The sequence below is a fragment of the Rufibacter latericius genome (assembly GCF_003721515.1).
GTDB lineage: Bacteria > Bacteroidota > Bacteroidia > Cytophagales > Hymenobacteraceae > Nibribacter > Nibribacter latericius.
Genome location: NZ_RJJD01000023.1, coordinates 110,414 through 135,831 on the forward strand (window position 1 = coordinate 110,414; position 25,418 = coordinate 135,831).

Below are 25,418 nucleotides of genomic sequence, written 5' to 3' on the forward strand. Positions count from 1 at the left end.
GTACCTGGAAAGCGTTACCTTTCTAAGATGTTATAGATTTTGATTGACGATTTTCCGTTGAGATGGCTCTGTAGCTTATTTTCAACCTAATTGTCCTTCATGGCCACACCTAAATTCATTGCCCCTTCCACCACGTTTTACGCTGAGCTGAAACGCCGCACGAACGCCTACTTTGAGGAGATTGGAAGTCATCCTTCCGGGAACTATAAACTATACATCAAAGCCGCCGTGCTGCTTTCCAGCCTGGTGTTTCTGTACGTCCATTTAGTGTTTTTCACGCCGCCGGTTTGGCTGGCTCTGATAGAATGCGTTCTCATTGGCGGCGTTACCGCGGCCATTGGGTTTAACATCATGCACGATGGCGGCCACGGCAGTTTCAGCCGCAAGAAGTGGGTGAACGAACTCGCCGGCCTTACTCTGAACGTTTTGGGCGCCAACATCCACATGTGGACCACCAAGCACAACATCATCCACCATACCTACACCAACATTGATGGCGTAGACGATGACCTGGATGCCAGACCTTTCCTGCGCCTCTGTGAAAACCAGGAGCACCTGAAAATCCATAAATACCAGCATTACTACTTCTGGGGGGCGTATGCCATGCTTTATATTTACTGGATCTTCTTCACCGATTACGCGAAGTACTTCACCCAGAAAGTAGGCGATATTCCCATTAAGAAAATGACGGGCAAAGACCATTTTTCCTTCTGGGGATTCAAGGTGATGCACTTTATTCTGTTTGTGGTGGTGCCTATTTACACCGTAGGTTTCTTGCCTTGGTTGGTAGGGTTCTTAGTATATGGCATGTTTACGGGCTTGGTGCTGAGCATTGTGTTCCAGTTGGCCCATACGGTGGAGTACGCGCATTTTCCAATGCCTACTGAGTCTACGAACCGCATTGAAGATGAGTGGGCCTTGCACCAACTGAAAACCACGGCTAATTTCGCAACCAAGAACAAGATAATTTCCTGGTTAACCGGTGGCCTGAACTTCCAGATTGAGCACCATTTGTTCCCCCGGATTTCGCACGTGCATTACCCGGCCATCAGCAAGATCATTAAAGAAGCCTGCGCCGAGTTTGGCGTCACCTACCACGAGTACCCAAAAACCAGAACGGCTATCATGTCTCACATTTCGCATCTGAAGCAACTGGCGCTTCAGCCCGTTTTGGTACAGCAATAAAACAATACGTAGGCTTGAGGGTTTACCTTTTAGCTGACTGTTTAAAAGAAGAATCCCGCCCCGGTCTCCAGGGCGGGATTCTTCTTTTAAGGCTGTTTTATGAAGAGTAGGCGCTAAACGGAATTAGAAACAATTAGATGATTTTACGCATTCTGTCCCCTTCAAAGGGGACGGAATGCGTGGTTCTGATTGTGGACGTTGTTGGTGTTCTCACCAACAACCGAATCTGAAGTGGCAAGCACAAGGGCAACCACAAGGGATTGCCCCTACTTTTCCATTACTTAGCCTGCTGGTTCGTCTGCAGATACCGCTCAAAGAACTCATAGGTGCGCAGCATCTGGTCGATGCGCTGGCGGTTGTTGCCGGCCCGGGTGATCTCGTGGGTAGCGCCCGGGTGACGGACGTACTCTACAGGACGGTTCAGGACTTTCAGGCTTTTGTAAAGCATCTCGCTCTGGATAACGCCGGTACGCAGGTCGTTCTCGCCGTGGAAGATGATGAGCGGCGTGGTGATGTTCTGCACATACGTCAGCGGCGACTCGCTTTGGATGAGGCCTTTGTGCGCTTCTTCCCACGGATAGCCACCGAAGTAATTAGGCACCAAACGCCACGCATTGCCCTCCCCGAAGAACGTGCTCAGGTCATACACACCGCGCTGCGAGCAGGCGGCTTTGAACCGTTTGTCATGGCCCAGAATCCAGGAAACCAGGTAACCGCCGTAGGAACCACCGGTAATCGCCAGGCGGGAAGTGTCGGCCCAGCCTTGGGCAACAGTTTTATCAAGGGCGGTGAGTACGTCACTGGCCGGACCGGCGCCCCAGTCTTTGATGTTGGCGCGCATGAACTCCTCGCCGTAGCCGCCAGAGCCGCGGGGGTTGGCGTACACCACACCGTATCCGCGCGAAGCGAAGTACTGGTACTCATGCCACATGCTGTTTTCGCCGGGACCCCACATGGCGGTGGGGCCGCCGTGTATTTCCAAGAGCAGCGGGTATTTCTGGCCCTCCACAAAGTTGGTGGGTTTCATGACCCAGTATTCCACGGTCTGGCCTTTGGCGTTGGTGAAGGTGTGTTTCTCGGGTTTGCTCAGTTTCTTTTGGCTTACCCATTCCTGGTTGAAAGTTGTCAGGCGTACCGGCTTTTTGGCATCGGGGGAAGCCGCGTAGAGTTCGTTGGGATTAGCCACCTCGGTGCTCACGTACACCAATTGGTTTTTCTTCACATCAAAAGAACCCACGCCTTTGGTGATGTCAGTGAGCGGCTCAACTTTCCTTTTCTGGACATCGGCGCGGTTCAGCAGGATGCCACCGTTGGAAGGCGAGGTGAAATACACGTACTTCTCGTTATCGCTCCAAACCAAATTGCTTTTGTTGCGGTCATAGGGAATGGTGATCAGATCCGTGGCTTTTCCGGTTACCGGCAAGATTCCCAAAGCCGGGATGTTTACCTGGTTGGAAGAACTGTACTGAAAAGCGATCCACTTGCCCGAAGGAGAAACCGTGCTGCCAGTGTACGAGGTGCCTTTCTTGCCCAGCAGTTGTTTCAGGCCGGAGCCATCGGTGTTTACCAGGTAAATGGCGTTTTCCTGCGAGCGGGTAGGGTTCTGGGTTTCGTCGGCATCGGCGTCAAAAATGATCTGCTTGCCATTGGGCAGGAAACTTGCGTTAGAGCTGGACACAAAACCAGCGGTAAGGTCTTTGGGCGTGGCACCGGGCTTGGCGTCAATGAGGAAGATGTGCGACAGGTTTAGGTTAGACGAAGTGGTGGATTCTTCCTGGAACCGTAGCTGGTTAATCACCTTGGCTTTGTTGTCTTTCTCGTTCTGGTCCAGGTAGCCCCTGATCTCGGCCAGGGAACCGTCTGGGTTGGGTTTGGCGGGATTGGTGCGCAGATTTTCGTTCTGGAAGAAACCGGGTTTCTCATACGACCATTTAGGCAAGTCCCGGGCTGGGTTCAGGGTAGAATCAGAGAGCAATTCATTCAGGGCGATGCCCGAGGTAAAAAGCAGCTGCTGCCCGTTGGGGCTCCAAACCGGATTTCCGGCACCGTACTTGAATTTGGTAAGTTGCACGGGCTCGCCGCCGGCAAAAGAAAGCAGAAAGATTTGCGGCTTGCTTTCTACCACGCGCACAAAGGCCAGTTGCTTCCCATCGGGGCTCCAGGCGGGCTGGGTGGCATTGCTGTTGCCGTAGGTGAGTTGGCGCGGAGCCTGGCTTCCATTAGCTGGCTGCAGGTGCAGTTGCGTGTTGTAGCGGAAGTCGCTTTTCTTTTCGGGGTCTGGCTCAATGGAAGTGACGGTGAACACCGCCTGCTTGCCATCGGGCGAAAGGGCCACCGCGCCTACCTGTTTGATTTTCAGGAGATCGGTGACCTGAACGAGGTTGTTTGATTGCTGCGCCTGCGCCCAGGAGAGACTTGCCCACAATAAAAGCAGGAAAGCCGCGAGTTGTTTGTTCATATAGATAGAGAAAGGAATGGGAATAGCATTAAAACAGGTGAGTCACTGCCTTAAAGCTAAAAATTTATTCCTTCATGAACGCAGGCTTTTTGCATGTACCAGCACAACCGAGGTTTTTCCTAATTGCGGCAAGCTGTTTTGAGGTTGATTTCCGGTTTTAAGGTGGTTTCTAACCTGTGCAGATTGAAGACCTGGAATTGACGGAACTCCTAACATAAGTGCCTACTGCCGGAAAACCAGAAAAGCTGCCTATTCCAATTCTTTTTACGATCCGGGTAATTTCTGGAGAGGAGAATAACATTGACCGAAACTTCTTTTTTGATCTTTAATCTCAACTCACAGTATTTATAAAGGAGCTCCCTCAGCAAAGATGCAGAGTAGGTCGCTCCATAAACTTTGGTAGGGGCAATCCCTTGTGGTTGCCCTAACGGTTCTCAAACGCGTAAGGCAACCACAAGGGATTGCCCCTACCTATCCATTATAGTTTGGGGTTACCGTTCCTGGCTTATCTTTTTCACCAACTCTTCGTCTGAGGTTTCTTCCAGCCAGTTAGAGGGAAGTTCCAGCCGAACGGTTTGGGCCTGGCCGCTGGGCGTGCAGACAACGGTAACGGTGCCTTCCTCGGTTTCAGCGAGTTCAGTGGCTTTTTCGGCGGCATCGCCCTGCAAACCAGCGTAAGCCTGCACGCAGGTCCAGGTGAGGTTGTCTTGATCGGTTACTTCGCGTTGCGTCATTTCAATGAGGTGTTAAAAATGAAGGATAAGTTTGAGGTGTAACGGATTTCGCGGGGAAAGGGTAGGAAAAGCAGTTAACTCCTTTATCCTCTGAATCACTCATTCTCTCAATCATTCAATCCCTCAATCCATAAAAGAAAACGCCTGAATGTATCCTTTCATCTGTTCTAGAAACAGGTGCACGTGGTAGCCATCGGCTAGGGCGTGGTGCAGGGCGACGCTGATAGGCAGGGTGACTTTTGCAGGCGAAACGTCCATCTGTCCGAAGGCGATTTTAGGTACGCCCGCTTCCTGTGGGTTCACCGAATGCGCGTGTTCTATGCCTTTGGAGGGAAACCACGGCAAAGCGGTGAGGTGCAGCAGATCAGGACCCTGGTGCCCCACGAAAAGCTGATTGCCTGCCTGGGCGTTTTGGATGAGTTTTCGGGAATTCAGGCTGAAATCGCGCAGCGTAGGTTGGTAAGGGAGGCTCACAAACGAAATGGAGTGGTCGTGCCGAAGGACGGTGGTGGAAAGGTCAAGGCCTTCGTACAGCACTACTTTTTCATCTTCCAGGCGCAGCCGGAAACTCTCGGTGGCGCGGGCGGCTTCCAGGGTGACGTACAGGTACGCCAGAAACACTGACTCGTTATGTTGTTTGCAATAGCGGTACAGCGGGGTAATGTCTACCTCGGTGTGCACGTTGAAGAAGGGTTGGGTAAAGGTCTTGAAGAACCGGAACTGCTCCTCACGGGCCCAGCCTTCTACCGGGAAAGATTGTTTAGTGTATTTCGAAGTCATAGGTTTCAATTCTCTTTTCAATTTCTTTTCGGTCTGTCTGCACCACCAAGGAGCCTTTCACCTGTAACAGGGATTCTTCCTCCAGTTGGCGCAGCAAACGGTTCAGGTTGCGGGACGAGGTGCCCAGCAGTTCGGTGAGCAGGGGTTTGGAGATCTGTAGTTCATTCAGCCGCGAAAGCTCCCGAAGCACAATCAGTAAGGTATAATACAGCCGGTTGGTGCTCTGGATGGAAGACTGCAGCGAGGTATTCAGCATTTTGGAAGCCATGGACCGGTGCATGAGCAGATTGAATTCCTGCTCTCGGGCCAATAACTCAAGGAACCTCTCGCTGCTGAGGTGGTAGAACCGGCAGGGGGTAAGCGTCTGCACGGTGCAGAAATAAGGCATCTGCATGAGCGCTTCCACATCGCCCTCCACCTCACCAGGGCCAAACACGCCCAAAGTGAACAGTTGGCCGGCTGCGGTAGTACGGGTTACCTTCACCAATCCTGACGTAAGAATGTACACGCCCTTGGGTGCGGTGCCTTGCTTCAAAAGTATTTCCTGGGTCTGTATCTGGACCTCTTTTAGATGGTACCGCTCCAACAGGGCCGCGTTCGTCTGAAGGAACACTGAGGTCTTGGTGCGGTACTCGGTATAGAAATGCTCTTCCATGCCACAAACTTACAGCCTTCTGGCAGGGCAGGAAAGGACATTTGTCTTTCTGGAATAATTCGGTTAAAATAAGGAAGAATAGATTCCTTTGTAAAAGTAAAAGGCCGGAATAAAGCTATTCCGGCCCTAGAAGAAGAAGTTAGTTTTACCCCTGTTTTTGGGAAAAGGAGGCTAAAACGATATTGGAATAAAATGTTTTACTCGGCAAAAGGTTTGGCAGAGCAGGTGCCATCTCCATAGTTAAGCGTTGTTTTTTCGCCGGTGGTCATCTCAATCAGAATCTTGCCTTGGATGGGCCTGATGTTAGCCGGAGCCACACAGGACTTCTTCACCAAAGCAGGAGCCAGGAGGGAGGCTTCAAAAGCGCCGTTTTGTTTTAGGCAGCTGTATTCGGCTTCGTAGAGTTCCACCACATCGTCTGAGGCATCTTGCGGGGTACCAGCACCTTCTTTCAGGTGAGTTACCCGGTTCAGGGAATAACGGAAACTACCTCCGGTGGCCGGAATTACCTGGGCATTGCTGCTCACCATTCTGATGGCCGATGTTTTCCCGGGTACCTGAATCATCTGGAACGCAAAGGCCCCTTCCAACTTGGCGCCATTCACCTGGTAGTTATCCAGGTAAATAACCACTTCCAGGTTCGGCTGGTTTTTGGTGTACATGATGATGTTGCCGGTTCGGGTTTTTCCGTCCAGGCAGGGAGAGGCACCCGAAAAGGTGAAAGTGGTTTCCAGTCCCTCGGTGGTGTTCTCATTCTGAACAGAGGAACAAGCCAGGAAATTGCTGCCATTAGGATGGATGCCGCGGGCCAGGAGTTCCATTTCGGTGGCAATCTGTTCTATCTGCAGCATAGACTGACCCCATTCATTGATAGTTTTGCCGGGTTGAGGCTGCTCAGCACCGTCTTCTGAACACGCGAAGGTGAAAAAGGCAAAAGCTAGGAGGTAGGCCAGGGTTTTAACAAGAGCTTTCATACACGTAAAGAATATAAGTGGTTGGTTTCAGGATAAAGACCGATGCCCATCTGTGGGGCGGTGGTCTGGTTTAAATTCCCCTAACTGACAGGAAGCTTGGAAGCTGCCCCTATGCACTTTCTCCTTTTCGGGCTGTAAGGCTGTTTTTCAGGAACCAAGCCGGAAATAGCCCTACTCAAAGAGAAGACTGATTCTTAGCCAGGAAAGCGTTGGCTCTGTTTTCTGCTTATTTGGAATGGGTGTTCCTGAAGTACATGAAAAGGAATCCAGGGCTTGCCAGGCTACTTAGCCAACAGACAGTTCCTTTTTCTCTATACCTTCCATTGCCCCTGAAGCTTTTACCCGCATACCGTCCTCCTTGGAAGGGGGTATCAATCCTGTGGAGTATTAGGGACAAGGAAGGGTGTAAACCAGATTCAAGGGAGTACGCCTGTAAACAGAAAACCCGTTTAGGGGCTAGTTTACCTAAACCAGCCCCTAAACGGGTTTTCTTTCTGCAACTATGAAGTTACTTTGCCTGCTCTGAAAGAGCAGTGGCATCTTGAATGAACTGGTCTACATATTCCTCGGGCGTAGCCCAGGATGTGATGATCCTGATAGCAGAATAGCCTTCCTGCATTTTCTTCCAGACAAAGAACCCGTACTTTTTAGAGAGCTCCTGAATCAAGGCATCTGGCAGGATAGGGAAGATCTGGTTTGTCTCAGACTGCGTCAAGAAGGTGAAGCCCAACGTCTGGAAATGCTGTGCGATGCGCTGGGCCAACGCATTGGCATGGTTGCCCAATTCAAACATGAGGTTGTTTTTCAGTAATTCGGCAAACTGAATCCCGAACAACCTTCCCTTGGCCATGAGGGCGCCCCGCTGTTTGATGAAGTATTTGAAATCCTTCTGCAGGCTGGTATTCGCGATCACGATTGCCTCGCCGATGAGTCCGCCGCACTTGGTGGCTCCCAGGTAGAAAATGTCAGTTAACCGGGCGATGTCCGCTAAGGTAAGGTCGTTGCTCTTGGCGGTGAGGCCCATGGCCATGCGGGCACCGTCCATGTACAGCAACAGGTTATTCTGGTGGCAGAAAGCCGATAGTTCTTCCAGTTCCTGCTTTTTGTAGATGGTGCCTATTTCGGTGGAGTTGGAGATATAGACAATCCGGGGCTTAACAGTATGGTACTCCGGAAACTTATTCACGAGCGGCCGGATATCCTCGGGACGAAGTTTGCCGTCTGGCGTGGCTACCGTCTCTATTTTGTGTCCGGTGGCTTCAATAGCTCCGGCTTCGTGGTTGTTGATATGCCCCGTCTCCGCGGCAATTACCGATTCATACGATTTCAGGAAAGCGCTCAGCACAATCAGGTTCGCCAGGGTACCGCCGGCCACCAGATGCACCTCCACCTCGGGTTTCTGGCACAACTCCCTTATGGCCGCCACCGATTCCTGAGTGAATGCATCGTTTCCGTACCCGGGCTGTTGCGTGAGGTTTGACTCGGTTAACCGTTGCAGGATGTTGGGATGACAACCCTCGCTGTAGTCATTGGTGAAACTGTAAAGCATGGTGGTTTGGTAAGGTGCTACGAAAAGCCCCAAAGATACTGGTGTAAGGCTATAAGGCCTATACCTACACCTTGCAATTTTGTTCCTCAGAGACCATTCCATTCATCCACCGAAACCCCAGCCAAAAACACTCTTTGGGAAGGATACACCCTAAAAGGGAAAAGATGCTAATCTTTTTAAGGAGCCTGGCCTACCGACCAAAAGGCAGGGGTGAATTTTAGAGTTTATAAACCTTCACCGAAGGTTTCGGTGAAGCCGCCAAGGTTTGCTTGAAGGAAGAAGCCAAAGAAAGGGCAAGCAGGGAGTAAGCTATAAAAACAAACTCTAAAGAGGATTCCCTGCCTATAAAAAAGGCCGCAGAGAGGAAAAGAGCCCACAAGAGCAAGGTGATTCGGGATGAAGGGGATGAGGCTTGTCTCCAAAGAACCATGGCTATGGCGAAGGATGTTAAAGCCATGAAAGCCCTGAAGAGCAGACCAAAGGTCAACCCCGTTCCCCAAAAGAAGTAGTACTGAAAGACATTGCTCCCATAGAACGCAGAAATGCCCATGCTTAAAATAGCCAAGGCAAGGTAGATACTTCCCGAAATCGTTTTCAGGGTACCCTTATGGAAACAAAATAGAGCAACGGCAAACGCCAAAGCACTTGGAAACCAGTTCTCAAGAATGCCCGCCTCCGCATCCTTCGGGCCTTGGTCATAGGCAAGGACGGTTGCCAGAATCAGGCTTAGGGCACAAACCACTAGAAGAATAGCCCCAAGGAATTGCTTCCGCGAATAAGGCAGGGGTAGGAAAGCCCCCAAAACGGACCCTGTTTTCTTTTCGCCGGTTGTTCTTTGAGAACCAGACATATAAACGAATGTGGCCAACATAAAGCTCCAGGACCCGAATAGCTCTGTACCCTCCTCCAGCAGAAGTAAACCAATAGGCCGGTGCCACGATGCTGGGTTGGCGGCTTCCTCATAGGCCTTGATTTCAATGTATTCCTGAAAGGGGTTGCTTAAAAAGAGCAGAACTCCCACGGCGGAGGCAAGAAAGGCAATATTGTTGCTCCTTAGCCGGATGAGTCCAAAGCCTACCATGTACAGCCCTACCAACGCAATCAGAAAGTAAAAAGCGGCCCAAACGAAGTCATTGCCGAATACGCTAAACACCGCCGAATCTCCAATGGTCTCATGGAAGGACCCCACTTCATCAACAGAAAGAAGGATAAAAATGAAACTTAGCCCCAGCCATCCGTAGCTGAGAGCCTTTTCCTTGGCCTGGGTGAAGGAAACCGTATCGGAAATAAAACAGAGCAGGCAGCCTAGGCCACTTATCAAAAGAAGCATAGAGGAGTACCAGGTGGCAACAACGTTCTCGCTGGCCAAATTGAACTGGCTTAAAACCAGGAAGGTGGGTTTCTGGAAAACTACCTGAAATTCTTCTCTGGAGACGAACGTAAATGAATTGTAGTACCAGGTAAAGACCCAGGTTCCGGCAATAAAGACAAGATTCAGAAAAAAAATCAGAGCCAGGAAAATAACCAACTGCCGCTTAGGAAGGCGAATCTCAGAAGATGATGTTTTCATACCGGGTACTGTTTTCCTTTTGAAATACTAGTTCTTGGTACTGGGATATTTAATAAATTTAACAATTTATTAACATAGTTCTATAGTAAAGTTTAAGGAATAAGGATTTTGTTCTGTCAAGTAGCCTTTAAAGGCTCTGATTCTTTTCTGGAAAGTCTTTTTGGTAATGAAGGGAGAACTAAAGCGGAAGAAGATTCAGGACTTACTCTGGGCAACCGGGTAGAATAGGATTTCTCGATCTTAACAGGTGCTTTGGGGCTGTTTTCCCCAAAAGGGCTCCAAAGCACCTGTTCTTATTTCATAGGCTTGGGGCTTTTGGCAAACAACATCAGGCAATGTGTTATTGTAGAACGTACCCTGGTAGGTAAGAAGCTCTAAAGCATCTATAATAAGAGTGTAGGAACTTAGGCTTGGTTTTACTTTCCTACGATTATCTTTGAGGAAGTAAACCCGTTGGCTGTTGGAAGGACCCGGGAAAACGGCAGCAGTTACCCTGAAAACAGCTTTATTGGATTGTAAGCCCAAAACTTAATTACTTCCTGAAATGATCACCATCTACCATAACAACCGATGCGGCAAAAGCCGACAGGCCTTGGAACTGCTTCAGGCCAGTGGTCAGGAAGTACAGGTTGTTTCCTACCTTACAGAAACGCCCTCGGTAGAAGAACTAAGGGAAGTATTGGCAAAACTGAACCTGGGACCCGAAGACATCATTCGGAAAGGGGAGAAGCTGTACAAGGAAGTATACGCCACCCAGCACCTAACCCAGGAAGAGTGGCTGCAAGTGCTGGTGCAGAACCCCATCCTTATTGAACGGCCCATCGTGGTGAACGGAGAGAAAGCCGTCATTGGCCGTCCGCCGGAAAACGTCCTGACTATTCTTTAAGGCCAGTCGCCATGGCCGGAGCTTCATCCGGGGATGGGCCAATAGGCTCGGCAGGGGCTACCGTAGTCAGTTGCAAGTCATGCTGAGACAATGACCTGACGGCCAGTACTACGCTGATAAGGGTAAGCCCGGCACCCATGAGAAAAGGCGCTCCCGGGAAATACACCGGAGTTTCCTGGCTGGTGAAATACGCGAAAAGATGTGTCATAAGCGGAGGACCCACAATAGAGGTGGCGCTCACCAAACTGGTAAGGCCGCCCTGCAACTCGCCCTGTTCATTGGCCGGGACCTGCGTGGAGATGATGCCCTGTAAGGCCGGTCCGGCAATTCCGCCCAGGCAATAGGGCACCAGAAAAGCAAACATCATCCAGGACTGGGAGGCAAACGCAAAAAGCAGGAATCCCAACGCATAGAGCCCCAACCCATAGTACACCGACCGTTTAGGCCCCAGAGCCGGGTTGATAAACCGAATGAGCCCGCCCTGCACAATGGCCACCATCAACCCCACCGCGCCCAAGGAGTATCCTACCCAAGCCTCGTTCCACTTGAATTTCTCCATGGTATAATAAGACCAGGTGCTCTGCGTAGAGTGCGCCGCGATGTACACGAAAATAAGGGAACCCACCAACCCTGCAATAACGGGGTACCGCTTGAGTTGCAGCAAAGAGCCCACTGGGTTAGCGCGTTTCAGGTCAAACGGTCGGCGGTGCTCCTGGGCAAGGGATTCCGGTAGAATGAAGTAACCGTACAACCAGTTGAGCAGCGTGATGGCCGCCGCGGCATAGAACGGCACCCGCGACCCAAACTGCCCCAGCACCCCGCCAATCACCGGGCCAATGATAAAGCCTAACCCGAAAGCCGCGCCCACCATCCCGAAGTTCTGCGCCCGTTTCTCGGGAGTACTGATGTCTGCGATATACGCCGTGGCCGTGGTCATGCTGGCCCCGGTGATTCCGGCAATAATCCTTCCCACAAATAGCCAGCCTATGTTTGGGGCCAAAGCCAGCAGAATGTAATCTATCCCGAAACCGAAAAGGGAGAAAAGAAGCACCGGCCTACGCCCGTACCGATCAGACAAGTTGCCCAGCACCGGCGAGAACAGGAACTGGGTCATGGAATAGGCGAACATAAGCCAACCACCATACAGAGAAGCCTCGCTCAGGCTGCCATTGATCAGTTCACTGATGAGTTTGGGCAACACCGGAATGATAATCCCGAACCCGATGACATCTATGAGCAAGGTCACGAAAATGAACCCTAAAGCCGCTGGTTTTTTCTCTTTCATACCAATTCAATGTTCCTTAAAAGTGCGATTAAAGATCAGGGATTCAGCAAAGAAACGGAATAAAAACAAACTGAAAACAGGAAGATGAGCCCTGCCGAACAGGCTTGGTAGAAAACTTTAACCGGTAAATAGAAAGGTTAAACTTGTTTATATAAACATTTGACTAAAATTTTATATCATATCAAGTAGGGTCTACATATTTGTGTAAACAAAAGAAAAAAACCACATTAAATATTGTATTATGAAAAACTATCTACTATCCTTAGCCCTTTTCTTAGTATGCACCGGAGCAGCACTAGCTGATAACCAAACTACAGCCATTCAGACTGCCCGCGAAATTGCCAATTGCTTAGAGCTACATGAGGCCCAGTATCTAAAGATCAGACTTCTGGAGGAAGCAAGATTAAAAGAGACTCAAACTTCTTCGGTGGAGGTTGCTGCCATCAACAAAAAGTACACGGCGGCGGTGTTGGAAGTTTTAAATGACAGACAAAAAGTGGCGTTCCAGGTGTTTGCCAAAGCGCATCCGTCCATACAAATAGCCCAGGTAAACTAGGACCTCCCTTTCCAAATGAATGACAGACCTGTTCAAAAGAGCAGGTCTGTTTTTTTATGGCAAAACGTGAACGTGCCTTTAAACCAATTTCTACCCTTTAGGTAAGGCTACGGTTTTACTGCCTTTTCAGGAAAAGAGCCGGAAAGCAGGTTTTAGTTTTTCTCCAGAAGCCACTGAAAAGCTTTTCCTTCATTGGGGAAAGTCTCCAAGACGAAAGGGGCGTAGAGTTCCTGTTTTAGGGTGGAGGTGATCCTGGCAGAACGGTCTTCATGGGAGGCGGTAGAAGTACCCACCCGGGCTATTCTTTGCAGCCTGGTTCGTTTAAGGTCTGTAAAGAACTTGGCCACCACTTCGCGGTAGGAGGCGTCATCCAGGTCATGGAGCACGGTGTTGGAACTGTTAAGCAACAACTTCTTCACATCATAGCTCTGAATGTAGCTGGCGATGGTGTCCAGGGAGCGTTGCAACTCAGAGACCCCAAAGAGGTGGGCACTGGGCAAGGTCACATGCAAGACATCGGTGGCCGGTTCATAGTCTAACTGCAGTAGACCGTTCTGATATAGAATCATGGGTAGCGTTTCGGGAAGCAAAGAACCAGATTTCAGGGCATTTTCCCATCAGCTTGAGGCTGAAATTTCTATAAATTCTGCACATCTGGAAAATGATAGTAGTATCAGAAAAGAAGTTTTGTAGCAGAGGTTTGTTTTAGGGCCAGATTAGCGAAATCGGGGGGGAAACGGGGGAAGTCCTTGGGGTTAAAAGTAAAAATCCCCGCTCTACCGGACAGGCTGAGCAGGGGATTAACACATTAGATTAAACTTAGAGAGAGTCAATCCAGGACTTTAGTTCATGTTTTGCCTTCCCTATCTTCTGCTGGAGCTTGCCCAGCCACTCATCCTCCTGACCTTCGTCATAGGCGAGATCGTCATCGGAAAGATCGCCATAGGCCTGTTTCATTTTGCCTTTGACCTCGTTCCAGTTTCCGCGTGTTCTATATTCTGCTTCGTGCATGGTGACAGTATTTAAAGGGTGACATATAGAGATGTATGTATATACGCAGATAATAGAAAGGAAGTTGGTTCCTCGTGGTTTCTGCGGCTATAAACCCTTCAACCTTCTGGTCTGCTGCGCCACTTCGCGCAGTTTCACCTAAGATAAGTATTTTTGGTACAGCTACAACCCGTTTTACAGGCGTTTTAAGAAATCCCGCACTGAATCAACCTCCTTGAAATCGGTGAGGGCAAAGTCCAGTTGCTGGATCTCCTCCCGGAGCCCTTTCTTGGCGTTTCTGAACTTGGCTTCCATTTGCTTGGGCGTGCCGCCGAACTCCTGGTACAGCTGCGCATCTGGGCTCATGTAGTAGTTGCTGTGCTCGTCTTCCATATCCTGAATCTGTTCCCGCAGCAGGTGCACATAGTACGTCAGTTGGTCTTCGGGCACCTGGGCCAACAATTGTTCCTGCTCGTGCATGAACTCCATCTGTAGCCGCAGCAATTCAAAAAAATCATCCTGGTGGTAAGCGATGGTCACTTTCTTCATGGCCTCTTCTTTCCAGACCTGGGCGGCGGCATCCCGTTCGCGGTCGGGGTGCAGGAGTTTGGCCAGGGTGGTATAGAGCCTTCTGCTGGCCTTGCTGATGTTCTGCAGCTGGGCTTTCAACTTGGCTTCTTTGGCCTGCTGGGCCTTTGATTTCTGCCGATGCAGGCGCTGGGCCTCTCGTCTGTCCTGTTCTTCCTGCATCTGCTGCTCTAACCGGGCCTGGAACGACTGCAAATCTGAAAGGTCTTCCAGGTTCACGTCTAGGCCCAGCACGTTCTTGAGCAGGTTCTGGGTTTCTGCCTTAGTTGCGTTGTTTTCCTGTTCTGAGGTAGGTTGAGGATGGGTGTAGCGTTGCAGAAGCTCGGTGAGTTCCTCTGCGTGGTAATTATGCACCAGCGTAGAAGCTTGGTCTTTGATAAAGCCAGTTAACTTTTCTTTCTCCAGCCTCGGAAAATCCTCCTGATGCAGCGCTTCGTCCAGGAGATGCACCAGAGCTACCCGGCGTTTTACCATTTCCTGCACCAAGGGCTGCACCTCTTTCTGCACCCGCACCCGCGCCATTTCTATGATTTTAGCCCGCTCCGCTAACTGAGCCTTAAGGTGGTCAATGGTCTGGATGCTGGCGTTGAACTGCTGCTGAAGCTCAGAGAGGGAGACTTTCTCCTGTGGCGTGAACTGCGGCAAGTGCGGGGACTCAGGGTTTTCCTTTTCGGACATTGGAAGGTAAGGTAAATGCTTTACTAGAAAAGACCTCACAGATATTGGGTCTATGAGGTCTTTTCGAAAATAGAACTGTAGGTTTAATCTACGCTTTCACCGGAATCTGCTTCAGGGTCTCCAGCAGGAAAGCCCAGTACTTTTGTACCGAACTAATCTGTACCTTTTCATCGGGTGAATGCGCCCCTGTGATGTTAGGGCCGAAGGAAATCATTTCCATCTCCGGGTAATTGGTGCCCAGAATACCGCATTCTAGACCGGCGTGGCAGGCGTTCACGTGCGGAGCTTCCCGGAACATCTGCTGGTAAAGGTCCGTCATGGTCTTGACGATAGTAGCGTCTGGGTTGGGAGTCCAGCCGGGGTAAGAACCTTTCTGGGTGACGGCGGCGCCCGCCAGTTCAAACGTGCTCTGGATGGCCTGGGCCAGATCGGCTTTCTCGGTGTCTACTGATGAACGGGTGAGGCACTGAATGGAATAGGTTCCGTCTTTCACCAGCACGCGGGCCAGGTTGTTAGACGTCTGCACCAAACCAGAGATAGCCGGGCTCATGCGGTGGATGCCGTTAGGGCAGGCGTACAGCGCGCGCAACAGCTGATTCTGGAAATCATAGGAAATAGCGAACTCAGGCAAGTCAATGGGTTCGGCCTGCAGTTGCAGGTTGGCATCAGTGAGGGCGTACTCGGCTTGCAGGATTTCGGCCTGTTTTAAGATAAACTGCTCAAAAACGTCGGCTTTGGCTTCGGGAAGGGCAACCTCCGCGAAAGACTCCCGTGGAATGGCGTTGCGCAGGCTTCCGCCGTCAATGCTGTACACGCGGGCGTTGAATTTAGATGCGGCCTGGTACAGAATGCGGTTCATGAGCTTGTTGGCGTTGCCTCTTCCTAAATGGATATCCATGCCCGAGTGGCCGCCGGTCAGGCCGGTGATGCTGAGGCGGTAGCCCGCAAAATCAAAAGGAATGTGTTCTTCATTGTAAGAACCAGTGGCAGTCACATCCACGCCGCCGGCACAGCCAATGGTCAGTTCACGGTCATCTTCGGTATCCAGGTTCAGCAGGATGGTGCCGGTGAGCAGTCCGCCTTTCAAGCCCATGGCCCCGGTCATGCCGGTTTCCTCGTCAATGGTAAACAAACATTCCAGCGGCGGGTGTGCAATGTCACGGGAGACCAGCAAGGCCATGAGCGTGGCTACGCCAATGCCGTTATCGGCGCCCAGCGTGGTGCCTTTGGCGCGTACCCAATCACCATCCACGTACATCTCTATGCCTTGGCTGTTGAAATCAAAGTCGGTATCGGCGTTTTTCTGGTGCACCATGTCCAGGTGACTTTGCAGTACCACAGTCTGGCGGTCTTCCATGCCCGGCGATGCCGGTTTCCGGATGATGACGTTTCCCACCTCATCGGTGATGGTGTCAAACCCCTGGCTGTTCCCGAAGTCCTGGATGAATTTGATGACGCGTTCTTCTTTTTTAGACGGACGGGGCACGGCGTTCAGGGCTGCGAAGTTTTGCCACAGGGATTTTGGTTCTAAAGATTCTATCTGAGTGCTCATATAGTCATGTGAATTCGCCCTGAGGGAAGCAGGAAGGCCTCGGTCTGGAGCGGTGCGGGTAGTCTTCTTAGGGTAAAGGTAATAAACAGTACGGATTCCTGCCGGGCAAAGGTGCCAATATTCCTGAATCGGTTTGCAGGCTGTTTTCTGGAAAGTAGGGCCAAAACCCACCTCTTCTCCAACCTCTCGGCTCCGCCGATGTTCAATTCAGTAGAACTACTTCCCGGGATTAAGGGTAAACCAAGAGAATACAAACACTCTTTTTATCATTCATTACCCCATTGAAGTATGGCAAAAAAGATGAAAGCAGCCTATTACGAAGCTTTTGGCGGGCCAGATCAAGTAAAGATCGGGGAACTGGAGATTCCGGCCCTGCAGGAAGGCGAAGTTTTGGTGCGCGTAAAAGCCGCCGGCGTGAACCCCGTAGACAATGCGGTGCTGGCCGGTTGGCTAAGCAGCAAATTACCCATGCAGTATCCGGCTATTCCAGGGTGGGATGTGGCCGGCGTGGTAGAAGACCGCGGGTTCAGTTCCCGGCGGTTCAACGTAGGCGACGAAGTCTACGCCTATGCCCGAAGACCCACCGTACAGCACGGAACCTTCGCCGAGTACCTTGTGATTCCGGAGAGTTACCTGGCCCATAAACCCAAAAACCTGAGCTTTGAGGAAGCAGCCGGCATCCCGCTGGTTGGCCTCACGGCGTACCAATCCATGTTTGATGTAGGCCAACTGCAAGCCGGGCAAACCGTGCTTATTCTGGGCGCTTCGGGCGGAATAGGGAATCTGGGTATTCAACTGGCGAAATGGAAAGGAGCCACGGTCATCGGCGTAGCCAGCCAGAAAAACCACACCTTCATGAAAGAATTGGGCGCTGACCACACCCTTGATTATAACGGTACGCACGTTGGAGAGGCCGTGAAAGAACTCTTTCCAGACGGCGTTGACCTGATTTTTGACGCAGCCAGCGGCGAGACCCTGCAACAAAGCCTCATCGCCCTGAAATCTGGCGGTAAGCTGGTCTCTATCCTGAACACCGGCGAAAACCTGGACAAGAGCATTGACTTTACCTATGTCTTTGTAGAACCCAACTCCACTGAACTGGAACACCTGCGCGAACTGGCCGAGGCCGGAATCCTGAAAGTGCATGTGAGTGACACCTATCCTCTGGACCAGGCCGTTGAAGCTTTAAACCAGATTGCCAGTCATCATACCAAAGGCAAGATTGTGGTGGTGCCGTAACCTACTTTATTTTAGGTGTGTTTTGGTCAAAACACACCTAAAATAAAGTAGGTTAATTATTTACCAACTTGTATTGATCTGGATTGTAGCGTTCGCCCACGTGCGGGTATTTGGCCAGGAGATCTTCCAACCCTTTGATATCGTCCATGGAGAGTTGCACATCTAGGGCAGCGGCGTTTTCCTCCAGGTACTTTCTGCGTTTGGTGCCGGGAATAGGAATGATGTTCTCGCTTTGAGATAGGACCCACGCCAAGGCCAACTGAGCCGGAGTACAGTTCTTGTTTTGAGCGAACTCTGCGAAGGCTTGGGCCAGTTTCTGATTGTTGTCCCAGTTCTCCTGGTTCTGGAAGCGGGGCAAAGATTTGCGCATGTCACCCTCGGGCAGGCTTTCCAGTTGAACGGTGTTCGTTACCAATCCGCGCACTAAGGGGCTGAAGGGCACAAACGCCATATCCAGTTCCTGGCATAGTGGAATGACTTCTTTCTCGGCTTCCCGGGTAAGCAGCGAGTACTCAGATTGCACCGCCGTAATAGGGTGCACGGCGTGTGCCTTCCGGATAGAAGCGGCAGAGGCTTCAGACAAACCCAGGAAACGTACTTTTCCTTCCTGCACCAGTTGGGCCATGGCGCCTACCATTTCCTCTACCGGCACGTTGGGGTCAATGCGGTGGGCGTAGTACAGGTCAATGACGTCTACCTTCAGGCGTTTGAGGCTACCTTCCACGGCGGTGCGCATGTAGGCCGGTGAACCATCAAACCCCATTTTTCCGTCGGAGGATTGGATGAACCCGAATTTGGTGGCGATGAAGATTTTGTCGCGGTTGGGCACCAGCACCTGCGAGATCAGTTCCTCGTTGTGGTGCGGACCATAGACATCGGCGGTGTCCCAGAAGTTGATGCCCAGTTCCAGGGCGCGATGCAGGGTGGCAATAGACTCGGCATCATCGCGGGTGCCGTAGGCCTGGCTCATGCCCATGCAGCCCAACCCGATTGCTGATACGCTTACTCCGGTATTTCCTAGTTCTCTAAAGGTCATAGCAGTTTTGGTTTCCTCTGTTTAGAACCTCTTTTTACGAAAAGAGCCCAAAACCGGACAGAAAAGCAACCTTAAGAACGGGACTGAGTTTCAAATTCCTGATCTGATGCGTTGGCTTTAAATGGCCATTCGCTTTTCAGTTTCGCTTTGATGAAATAGACCACCGCCCCCAGCGAAATCACCACCAGCCCCGAAATCACCATGGTAGTACCCGTAGAGAGTAGAATGGCCGCCCACATGAGCAACGCTACAATGACTGGAACCGGGAAAAGGGGCATTTTGTAGGGGAAATCGGCTTTGCTTCGCTGTTTCCGGAGGATCAGCAAGCCCACGGCCTGCCCCATGAATTGAATGAGAATCCGCATAGCCAGGATAGCGCTGATAACATCGCTCAGCCGGAACAGCATGCTGAACACAAACGCCACGCCGCCCAGAAACAGCAACGATATGTGCGGAAAATGCTTGGTAGGGTGCAGCCGGGCGAAGACCTTGAAGAAAGCCCCATCGGCGGCAGCCGCGTACGGAATGCGGGTGTAGCCCAAGGTGGCCGAGAAAACCGAGGCGAAGGCCACCCACAGAATCAACACCGTGACCACGGTGGCGGCAGTGTTTCCGGCGAGCCGCTGGATGAACAGACTCACCACAAACTCGCTTTCCTTTGCTTCCTGCCACGGTACCACGCTCACCACACTGATGTTCATGAGCAGGTACAGCGCCGCAATGCCCGCAATAGAGTAAAACATGCTGCGCGGGATGTTTTGGGTCGGGTTTTTGATTTCGGCCCCTAAATGGCAGATGTTGTAGTAACCCAGGTAACTGTACACCGTCTTTACGCTCGCAAACCCGATAGCTGCCACAAAGCCGTAGTTCACCGTTAGCCCCTCGTTCATTTCGCGGAGGGGTTGCAGGAAGTTTCCGTTCGCCAGGCCGCCCCCAATGATCCAGGCCATGGTGAGCAGCACCCCCACCCACAGCAGCACGCTGATCTTGCCAATAGATTCAATCTTTCGGTAAAGCAGCACTACAATCATAATCACCACTCCGCCACTTACTACTTTGGAAGTGATATCTGTTAAAGGCACCAAATACGAGAAATAAGAGGCGAACCCAATGGCCGCCGAGGCAATCACCAGCGGGGCCTGGATCATGGTCTGCCACACAAACAGGAAACTCATGAACCGGCCCGCGCCGCGTTCGCCGTAAGCTTCTTTCAGGAAATTGTAGCTTCCGCCCGCCCTTGGGAAAGCGGCCCCTAATTCACTCCAGATCATGGCATCCACAATGGAAAGCACCGCGCCCGCAATCCAGGCATACAGAAAGTAGGGCCCGTTCATCATGCCAATAACCATGGGCAAGGTGATAAACGGCCCGATGCCCACCATGTCAATCATGTTGATGGCGGTGGCCTGGGCCAGACCCAAGCGGCGTTCTAAGTGAGGAGCAGACATGTAATCGTTGAATCAGATAAGAGGAAATCAGGGCCTAAAGATGCATATTTTACGAGCTATCCGCACGGGTAGTCTGGTATCCATCAGGAAAGCTTAGGGTGTTTAAGGGGTTGTTTCCAGAAAGTAGCCCTTAAACCCAACGGTTCGGTTTGATTCTTTAGGGTATGCCCAAGTTACCTATCCATGCCGCAAGTTTGAGCGCAGCGGTAACTTGTGGCTTTTTTTACAGCCAGTTTGTAACTGGCGCCAGTTGCAAACTGGCCAAGAGGTACCCACAAGTTACCGCTGCACTCAAACTTGCGGGATAGAAATGGAAACCTGCAGGTGAGAAAGGGGAGGCAACCCTTCCCGTTTTTCACCTGGTTTTCAGAAAGTAGGTCGAAAGCAGCTGACGGCTTTGTGCTTCCTAAAACTCTCTTATCTTTGAGAACCTATTAAGTACTAAAACGCTTTAGCAAACTTCTTCCACCCACATGAGAAAACTCCTGCTGCTCGCTTTTCTGCTTTGTCAGTTCTCCTCCTTCGCTCAGAAACCACCTTTTGATTTAGTCCGTTGGGTGAATCCGCTGATCGGGACGCATAAAATGGGGCATACGTATCCGGGGGCCACGGCTCCGTTCGGGATGGTGCAGCTCTCGCCCGACACCGACACTATTCCGTATGAGGTGAACGGCAAATACAACAAGGACGTCTACAAGTATTGCGCGGGTTACCAGTACGATGACCCCACCATTGTGGGCTTCAGCCACACGCACTTCAGCGGCACCGGGCACTCAGACCTCGGCGATTTCTTGGTCATGCCTACCACTGGAAAACTGCAACTGAATCCGGGTACCGAGGCACAACCAGAAACCGGCTATCGGTCTAAATTCTCGCACAACAACGAACGGGCTGAGCCCGCTTACTACAGCGTGAAACTGGACGACCACAACATTCAGGCGGAGCTCACGGCCACCAACCGTGTGGGCATGCACCAGTACACGTTTCCCAAATCAGACGAGGCCCACGTCATTCTGGACCTGATGCACGGCATCTACAACTACGAAGACAAAAACACCTGGACTTTCCTGCGCATCGAGAATGATACCCTGGTGACCGGTTACCGCCAGACCAACGGCTGGGGCCGCACGCGCACCGTGTATTTCGCGATGGCGTTTTCCAAGCCTTTTTACCAATACGGCAACAAAGACTACTCCAAGGCCCAGGTGTACAAAGGTTTCTGGCGCAAATTCGACCAAAGCAAGAACTTCCCCGAGATGGCCGGCAAGCAGCTCCGGGCGTATTTCGATTTCAAAACACAAGAAGGGGAGAAGGTGAAGATCAAGTTCGCGTTGTCGCCGGTGAGTACCGAGGGAGCGTTGGCCAACATGCGCGCCGAGGTGCCGCACTGGGATTTTGACCGCGTGAAACAGGAAAGCCAGGCCCAGTGGAACAAGGAACTGGGCAAGGTACGGGCCAGCCTTCCTACCAAAGACGATTACATCAACTTCTACACCGCGTTGTACCACACCTTCCTGGGACCCACCACCTACATGGACGTGAACGGCCAGTACCGCGGCATTGACCAGAACAACCATCAGGCGCAGAATTTCACCAACTACACGTCTTTCTCGCTCTGGGATACCTATCGGGCGCTGCACCCCTGGTTCAATATTGTGCAGCCCAAACGCAACACCGACATGGTGGAGTCCATGCTGGCGCATTATGACCAAAGCGTCCATAACATGCTACCCATCTGGTCGCATCACGCAAACGAGAACTGGTGCATGATCGGGTATCACAGTACCTCGGTGATTTCGGATGCCATCATGAAAGGCACTTACCCAGGTGATGCTAATCGGGCGTTGGATGCCTGTGTGGCTACGGCCCGCCAAGGCTATTATGACGGCCTGAACTTCTATATGCAGTTGGGGTACGTGCCCGAGGACAAGAACAGTTCCTCCGTTTCCAAAACCTTGGAGTACGCCTATGATGATTGGTGCATCGCGCAGGTAGCCCAGAAACTGAACCGCCAAGACATCTACCAGGAATTCAGCAAACGGGCCCAGAACTGGCGTAACGTCTATGACAAAAACATCGGGTACATGCGGCCCAAACTGAGCGACGGTACGTTCAAAAAGGAGTTTGATGTACTGAGTACCCACAACCAGGGCTTCATAGAAGGCAACGCCTGGAACTACAGCCTCTACGTGCCGCAAGCGCCGCAGGAAATGATCCAGCTCATGGGCGGAAACGCCAAATTCGTGCCGCACCTGGACTCGCTCTTCACCATGCACCTGCCTGATGAGTTCTTCGCCGATACGGAGGATATTACCCGCGAAGGTATCATTGGGAACTACGTGCACGGCAACGAACCCGCCCACCACGCCGCCTACTTGTATAACTGGACAAACCAACCCTGGAAAACGCAGGAACGCGTCCGGATGATCCTCAAGAAACAATACCAGGCCACCCCAGATGGTTTAGGCGGTAACGATGATTGTGGTCAGATGAGCGCCTGGTACCTGTTCAGTTCCCTCGGGTTCTATCCGGTAGCGCCCGGCTCGGAGCAATACGCCCTGGGTAGCCCGGCTGTAAAAGAAGCCATCCTAAATCTGGAGAACGGTAAAACCTTTCATATAGAAGCGAAAAACCAGAGCGAGAAAAACGTGTACGTGCAGAAAGTAGAGCTGAACGGAAAGCCACTCAGCCAACCATTCCTGAACCACTCTGATCTGGTAAAAGGCGGCAAGCTCACCTTCTTCATGAGTAGCAAACCCAAAAAGTAGTAGTTTTCCTTTTCCGGTTCGCTTCCAAAGCATTTTAGGCCTGTTTCCTGAGAAACAGGCCTAAAATGCTTTAAGGCTCTTCCTATCCATTCCAAAATCTCTATTTGAATAATTGCACTAATTAGTTATGATATTGATGAGCCATTCTTCGGGTTCCTCCTGAAAAGGCAAAGTCGTTATTTCCACCATTGGTCTTCCATCTGGTAGGAGTATGTGGAAGCCATTTGAAAACTAGAAGTATTCTTTTCTGTTAGGTAAGACCCCGGAGTAAAAAGGCTTATTTTGCATATTTGAGGGTTTTTGTCAAGCTCGGGTATTTTGTTCTTTTCCCTTCCGATTCTTTCCTGTCATAACCATAAAATAGGGTGTAGTCAAATAAAAAGGTAGATCTCTGTTGTCTATCAGATGTTTGTGGTTTAAGGGATTAGCGGTTTACCACCTGAAGGAACATTCGGGTAATTCGGTTTATACGGTTATTTTTCAAAACATACTTAAAAAGACACCGTTAAGATTCTAGTGGCAAATATGAATTTACCGCCACCGGTTGCCTTGGTTGGCTGCTGCCTTTCCCAAACCTTTCACACAAAATAAAACGATGGCCGATTTAGATGTACAACCCAAAAGCAGCAGGCCCTGGTGGCTATGGCTTTTAATAGGTTTAGTAGCGCTTGCCTTGTTGTTTTTCCTTCTTCGCGGATGTGACAATACCAGAGATGAAGTAAACAGCGCCACAAATGAAACCACCTCTGCCGTTTCTGAAGCGGGAGATGAAGTAGCGGGTGCCGCTGCCACTGGTGCCGCCGCAGTTTCCGATGCCTGGGACAACGTGAACCTGGATGCTCCTGCTGTAGCTTATGATGAAATCACCGACGAGGACATTGAGGTACGCGGCAATGAAGATTATGCCGTATACAGTGTAGATGAAACCGTTCTTTTTGGCAGTGACAAAGCCGCGATTCAGGTGCAGGCAAGTCAGAAACTGCAACAGATTGCGGGCTCCATGGGGAAACGCTTCAACGGAGGACAGGTACGCATTTATGGCTACACAGATGCCCAGGGCAGTGCCAGTTACAACAAAGAACTAGCCGAGGAGCGCACGAAGGCGGTGCAGAACTGGCTGGTAGAAAACGGAAATATCTCTAAAGAGAGCATTTCCCTGCACCCCGTGGGAGAAGCCAATCCAGTGGCCTCCAATGCCACGGCAGAGGGTCGGCAGCAAAACCGAAGAGTTCAGATTGTGGCCCGCCGGTCTGAGTAGGCTTTCTTAGTTTACCAGCGCACGTATGTTTTCATAAAGTATCAATTGGTGCTGCCTTTTGCACCTTAACTAAGAATTAATCATGGAAAGAGATAATAATTATAACCAACAGAACAATTTGCAGGAGTTGGGCGGCAGTGACTTTGAGATCGCTGACAACCAACCCAACATCAAAGGCTGGACCGTCAAAGACAGCAGTGGCCAAACCATTGGCGAGGTAGACGAACTCATCTTTGACGTACAGGCCAGGAAAGTGAGGTACATGGTGGTAGACCTGGAAGGAAACGTCCTGGACCTGGATACCCGCGATGTGCTGGTTCCCATTGGCATCGCCGAATTGCAGGACGATGGGAACAATGTGATTCTACCCAACGTGACGGCAGACCAACTCAGGTCGTTACCCACCTACGAGAAAGGACGCTTCGACCGGGAGCATGAGTCCTCCATCAGATCCATTTTCTCTGGCGCAGGGGCAGCCGCTGCGGGAGCCGGGGCAGCCTTGACAGGATCAAACAGGGCCACTGACCGCGATGGCTTCTATGAGCACGATCACTTCTCAGACCGCCTGTTCAACCGCGGCACCACCACAGACACTGGATATACTGCGCCAACCACTACCACTGGCTCTAACCAGGATGAAACGGTCATTCCCATCATTGAGGAGAACCTCCAGGTAGGAAAAGAAGAAGTGGAAACCGGAGGCGTACACGTAAGCAGCCGCATTGTAGAGCGTCCCGTGGAAGAACATGTGCGCCTGCGCGAAGAGCGGGTGGTGGTAGAGCGTACCCCGGTTGACCGTCCGGCCTCAGAAAGGGACCTGGACAACTTCCAGGAAGGGGAGATCGAATTAACCGAGCACGCCGAGGTTCCTATTGTAAACAAAGAGGCCCGCGTGGTAGAGGAGGTTTCCCTGGAAAAAGAGGTGGAGGAACACGATGAGGTCATCAGAGACTCCGTGCGGTCCACCGAAGTTGAGGTAGATGACCTTCACTCCGATACTACCAACCGCACCGGCTATATTCCTGATACCAACCTGGATGACGATCTGGACCGTGACCGCACCCGTCGCTCAGGGCTGGATAACGACCCAAATACTACCCTGTAATAGTTTTTTGTTTCAGGAAAGGCGGCTGCTCTCAGGGAGTAGCCGCCTTTTTTATTATCTCTCAGAAACCTCTTCCAAAGGGCAGGAGGCCTGGCAAGGAACTGATGTTTTAGGCGGCCTTTCT

Annotated in this window: 21 protein-coding genes; 7 read left to right on the forward strand and 14 right to left on the reverse strand. The window is 51.2% G+C overall.

Going from position 1 to position 25,418, the window contains the following annotated elements:
* Window positions 1-99: 99 nt before the first annotated feature.
* Window positions 100-1,185 carry a fatty acid desaturase family protein gene (locus tag EFB08_RS22130; protein ID WP_123129172.1) on the forward strand — a complete coding sequence of 362 codons (1,086 nt, stop codon included), beginning with the start codon at window positions 100-102 and terminating at the stop codon, window positions 1,183-1,185.
* Between the two features lie 277 nt (window positions 1,186-1,462).
* On the opposite strand, the gene EFB08_RS22135 is transcribed toward EFB08_RS22130, so the two are convergent.
* From EFB08_RS22135 to EFB08_RS22170, 7 genes are all read right to left on the reverse strand, one after another.
* Window positions 1,463-3,643: a S9 family peptidase gene (locus tag EFB08_RS22135; RefSeq protein WP_123129173.1), complete on the reverse strand. Its 2,181-nt coding sequence runs from the start codon at window positions 3,641-3,643 to the stop codon at window positions 1,463-1,465.
* A 491-nt stretch (window positions 3,644-4,134) separates the two neighbouring features.
* Entirely contained in the window at window positions 4,135-4,377 is a 243-nt protein-coding gene (locus EFB08_RS22140) for a hypothetical protein (RefSeq protein WP_123129174.1), read from the reverse strand.
* A gap of 123 nt (window positions 4,378-4,500) precedes the next feature.
* On the reverse strand, window positions 4,501-5,157 hold the full coding sequence (locus EFB08_RS22145; RefSeq protein WP_123129175.1) for a CatA-like O-acetyltransferase: 657 nt from the start codon (window positions 5,155-5,157) through the stop codon (window positions 4,501-4,503).
* Complete coding sequence (locus tag EFB08_RS22150; protein ID WP_123129176.1) at window positions 5,138-5,812, reverse strand: Crp/Fnr family transcriptional regulator; 675 nt, start codon at window positions 5,810-5,812, stop codon at window positions 5,138-5,140. The genes EFB08_RS22145 and EFB08_RS22150 overlap by 20 nt, the downstream gene beginning before the upstream one ends.
* 197 nt (window positions 5,813-6,009) lie before the next feature.
* On the reverse strand, window positions 6,010-6,786 hold the full coding sequence (locus EFB08_RS22155) for a hypothetical protein (protein WP_123129177.1): 777 nt from the start codon (window positions 6,784-6,786) through the stop codon (window positions 6,010-6,012).
* Window positions 6,787-7,294: 508 nt separating this feature from the next.
* Complete coding sequence (locus tag EFB08_RS22165; RefSeq protein WP_123129179.1) at window positions 7,295-8,335, reverse strand: threonine aldolase family protein; 1,041 nt, start codon at window positions 8,333-8,335, stop codon at window positions 7,295-7,297.
* A gap of 217 nt (window positions 8,336-8,552) precedes the next feature.
* The gene (locus EFB08_RS22170; RefSeq protein ID WP_123129180.1) at window positions 8,553-9,905 is read right to left on the reverse strand and encodes a hypothetical protein; all 1,353 of its coding nucleotides are present in this window, start codon (window positions 9,903-9,905) and stop codon (window positions 8,553-8,555) included.
* 544 nt (window positions 9,906-10,449) lie between these two features.
* On the opposite strand from EFB08_RS22170, the gene arsC reads away from it, so the two are divergent.
* Window positions 10,450-10,791, forward strand: coding sequence for an arsenate reductase (glutaredoxin) (gene arsC / locus EFB08_RS22175; protein WP_123129181.1), 342 nt, complete (start codon window positions 10,450-10,452; stop codon window positions 10,789-10,791).
* Here the strand turns inward: arsC and EFB08_RS22180 are convergent.
* Window positions 10,781-12,076, reverse strand: coding sequence for a TCR/Tet family MFS transporter (locus tag EFB08_RS22180; RefSeq protein WP_123129182.1), 1,296 nt, complete (start codon window positions 12,074-12,076; stop codon window positions 10,781-10,783). The genes arsC and EFB08_RS22180 overlap by 11 nt on opposite strands.
* A 241-nt stretch (window positions 12,077-12,317) precedes the next feature.
* On the opposite strand from EFB08_RS22180, the gene EFB08_RS22185 reads away from it, so the two are divergent.
* On the forward strand, window positions 12,318-12,632 hold the full coding sequence (locus EFB08_RS22185) for a hypothetical protein (protein ID WP_123129183.1): 315 nt from the start codon (window positions 12,318-12,320) through the stop codon (window positions 12,630-12,632).
* Window positions 12,633-12,784: 152 nt separating this feature from the next.
* Here the strand turns inward: EFB08_RS22185 and EFB08_RS22190 are convergent, their stop codons facing one another.
* The 4 genes from EFB08_RS22190 to EFB08_RS22205 all read right to left on the reverse strand — a co-directional run bounded on the left by EFB08_RS22190 (window position 12,785) and on the right by EFB08_RS22205 (window position 16,440).
* Window positions 12,785-13,201, reverse strand: coding sequence for a hypothetical protein (locus EFB08_RS22190; RefSeq protein ID WP_123129184.1), 417 nt, complete (start codon window positions 13,199-13,201; stop codon window positions 12,785-12,787).
* 250 nt (window positions 13,202-13,451) lie between these two features.
* A complete protein-coding gene (locus tag EFB08_RS22195) occupies window positions 13,452-13,643 on the reverse strand; it encodes a CsbD family protein (RefSeq protein ID WP_123129185.1) in 192 nt (63 codons plus the stop codon).
* Window positions 13,644-13,817: 174 nt separating this feature from the next.
* The gene (locus tag EFB08_RS22200) at window positions 13,818-14,888 is read right to left on the reverse strand and encodes a coiled-coil domain-containing protein (protein WP_123129186.1); all 1,071 of its coding nucleotides are present in this window, start codon (window positions 14,886-14,888) and stop codon (window positions 13,818-13,820) included.
* An 88-nt stretch (window positions 14,889-14,976) separates the two neighbouring features.
* On the reverse strand, window positions 14,977-16,440 hold the full coding sequence (locus EFB08_RS22205) for an aminoacyl-histidine dipeptidase (RefSeq protein ID WP_123129389.1): 1,464 nt from the start codon (window positions 16,438-16,440) through the stop codon (window positions 14,977-14,979).
* 288 nt (window positions 16,441-16,728) lie between these two features.
* On the opposite strand from EFB08_RS22205, the gene EFB08_RS22210 reads away from it, so the two are divergent.
* A complete protein-coding gene (locus EFB08_RS22210; RefSeq protein ID WP_123129187.1) occupies window positions 16,729-17,679 on the forward strand; it encodes an NADP-dependent oxidoreductase in 951 nt (316 codons plus the stop codon).
* Window positions 17,680-17,731: 52 nt separating this feature from the next.
* On the opposite strand, the gene EFB08_RS22215 is transcribed toward EFB08_RS22210, so the two are convergent.
* On the reverse strand, window positions 17,732-18,715 hold the full coding sequence (locus EFB08_RS22215) for an aldo/keto reductase (RefSeq protein WP_123129188.1): 984 nt from the start codon (window positions 18,713-18,715) through the stop codon (window positions 17,732-17,734).
* Between the two features lie 71 nt (window positions 18,716-18,786).
* A complete protein-coding gene (locus EFB08_RS22220) occupies window positions 18,787-20,163 on the reverse strand; it encodes an APC family permease (protein ID WP_123129189.1) in 1,377 nt (458 codons plus the stop codon).
* A gap of 473 nt (window positions 20,164-20,636) precedes the next feature.
* Between EFB08_RS22220 and EFB08_RS22225 the strand changes: the two genes are divergently transcribed.
* The 3 genes from EFB08_RS22225 (at window position 20,637) to EFB08_RS22235 (ending at window position 25,294) form a co-directional block, all read left to right on the forward strand.
* Window positions 20,637-22,931: a GH92 family glycosyl hydrolase gene (locus EFB08_RS22225; RefSeq protein WP_123129190.1), complete on the forward strand. Its 2,295-nt coding sequence runs from the start codon at window positions 20,637-20,639 to the stop codon at window positions 22,929-22,931.
* A 595-nt stretch (window positions 22,932-23,526) separates the two neighbouring features.
* Window positions 23,527-24,189: an OmpA family protein gene (locus EFB08_RS22230; RefSeq protein ID WP_123129191.1), complete on the forward strand. Its 663-nt coding sequence runs from the start codon at window positions 23,527-23,529 to the stop codon at window positions 24,187-24,189.
* An 82-nt stretch (window positions 24,190-24,271) separates the two neighbouring features.
* On the forward strand, window positions 24,272-25,294 hold the full coding sequence (locus EFB08_RS22235; RefSeq protein ID WP_123129192.1) for a DUF2382 domain-containing protein: 1,023 nt from the start codon (window positions 24,272-24,274) through the stop codon (window positions 25,292-25,294).
* The last annotated feature ends 124 nt before the right edge of the window (window positions 25,295-25,418 follow it).

Excerpts from the sequence above, each read along its gene's own strand:
- EFB08_RS22180 (WP_123129182.1), bottom strand. The coding sequence starts at position 12,076 with ATGAAAGAGAAAAAACCAGCGGCTTTAGGGTTCATTTTCGTGACCTTG.
- EFB08_RS22170 (WP_123129180.1), bottom strand. The coding sequence starts at position 9,905 with ATGAAAACATCATCTTCTGAGATTCGCCTTCCTAAGCGGCAGTTGGTT.
- EFB08_RS22145 (WP_123129175.1), bottom strand. The coding sequence starts at position 5,157 with ATGACTTCGAAATACACTAAACAATCTTTCCCGGTAGAAGGCTGGGCC.
- EFB08_RS22230 (WP_123129191.1), top strand. The coding sequence starts at position 23,527 with ATGGCCGATTTAGATGTACAACCCAAAAGCAGCAGGCCCTGGTGGCTA.
- arsC (WP_123129181.1), top strand. The coding sequence starts at position 10,450 with ATGATCACCATCTACCATAACAACCGATGCGGCAAAAGCCGACAGGCC.
- EFB08_RS22225 (WP_123129190.1), top strand. The coding sequence starts at position 20,637 with ATGAGAAAACTCCTGCTGCTCGCTTTTCTGCTTTGTCAGTTCTCCTCC.
- EFB08_RS22190 (WP_123129184.1), bottom strand. The coding sequence starts at position 13,201 with ATGATTCTATATCAGAACGGTCTACTGCAGTTAGACTATGAACCGGCC.
- EFB08_RS22205 (WP_123129389.1), bottom strand. The coding sequence starts at position 16,440 with ATGAGCACTCAGATAGAATCTTTAGAACCAAAATCCCTGTGGCAAAAC.
- EFB08_RS22195 (WP_123129185.1), bottom strand. The coding sequence starts at position 13,643 with ATGCACGAAGCAGAATATAGAACACGCGGAAACTGGAACGAGGTCAAA.
- EFB08_RS22200 (WP_123129186.1), bottom strand. The coding sequence starts at position 14,888 with ATGTCCGAAAAGGAAAACCCTGAGTCCCCGCACTTGCCGCAGTTCACG.
- EFB08_RS22185 (WP_123129183.1), top strand. The coding sequence starts at position 12,318 with ATGAAAAACTATCTACTATCCTTAGCCCTTTTCTTAGTATGCACCGGA.
- EFB08_RS22150 (WP_123129176.1), bottom strand. The coding sequence starts at position 5,812 with ATGGAAGAGCATTTCTATACCGAGTACCGCACCAAGACCTCAGTGTTC.
- EFB08_RS22220 (WP_123129189.1), bottom strand. The coding sequence starts at position 20,163 with ATGTCTGCTCCTCACTTAGAACGCCGCTTGGGTCTGGCCCAGGCCACC.
- EFB08_RS22130 (WP_123129172.1), top strand. The coding sequence starts at position 100 with ATGGCCACACCTAAATTCATTGCCCCTTCCACCACGTTTTACGCTGAG.
- EFB08_RS22165 (WP_123129179.1), bottom strand. The coding sequence starts at position 8,335 with ATGCTTTACAGTTTCACCAATGACTACAGCGAGGGTTGTCATCCCAAC.
- EFB08_RS22235 (WP_123129192.1), top strand. The coding sequence starts at position 24,272 with ATGGAAAGAGATAATAATTATAACCAACAGAACAATTTGCAGGAGTTG.
- EFB08_RS22215 (WP_123129188.1), bottom strand. The coding sequence starts at position 18,715 with ATGACCTTTAGAGAACTAGGAAATACCGGAGTAAGCGTATCAGCAATC.
- EFB08_RS22210 (WP_123129187.1), top strand. The coding sequence starts at position 16,729 with ATGGCAAAAAAGATGAAAGCAGCCTATTACGAAGCTTTTGGCGGGCCA.
- EFB08_RS22140 (WP_123129174.1), bottom strand. The coding sequence starts at position 4,377 with ATGACGCAACGCGAAGTAACCGATCAAGACAACCTCACCTGGACCTGC.
- EFB08_RS22155 (WP_123129177.1), bottom strand. The coding sequence starts at position 6,786 with ATGAAAGCTCTTGTTAAAACCCTGGCCTACCTCCTAGCTTTTGCCTTT.
- EFB08_RS22135 (WP_123129173.1), bottom strand. The coding sequence starts at position 3,643 with ATGAACAAACAACTCGCGGCTTTCCTGCTTTTATTGTGGGCAAGTCTC.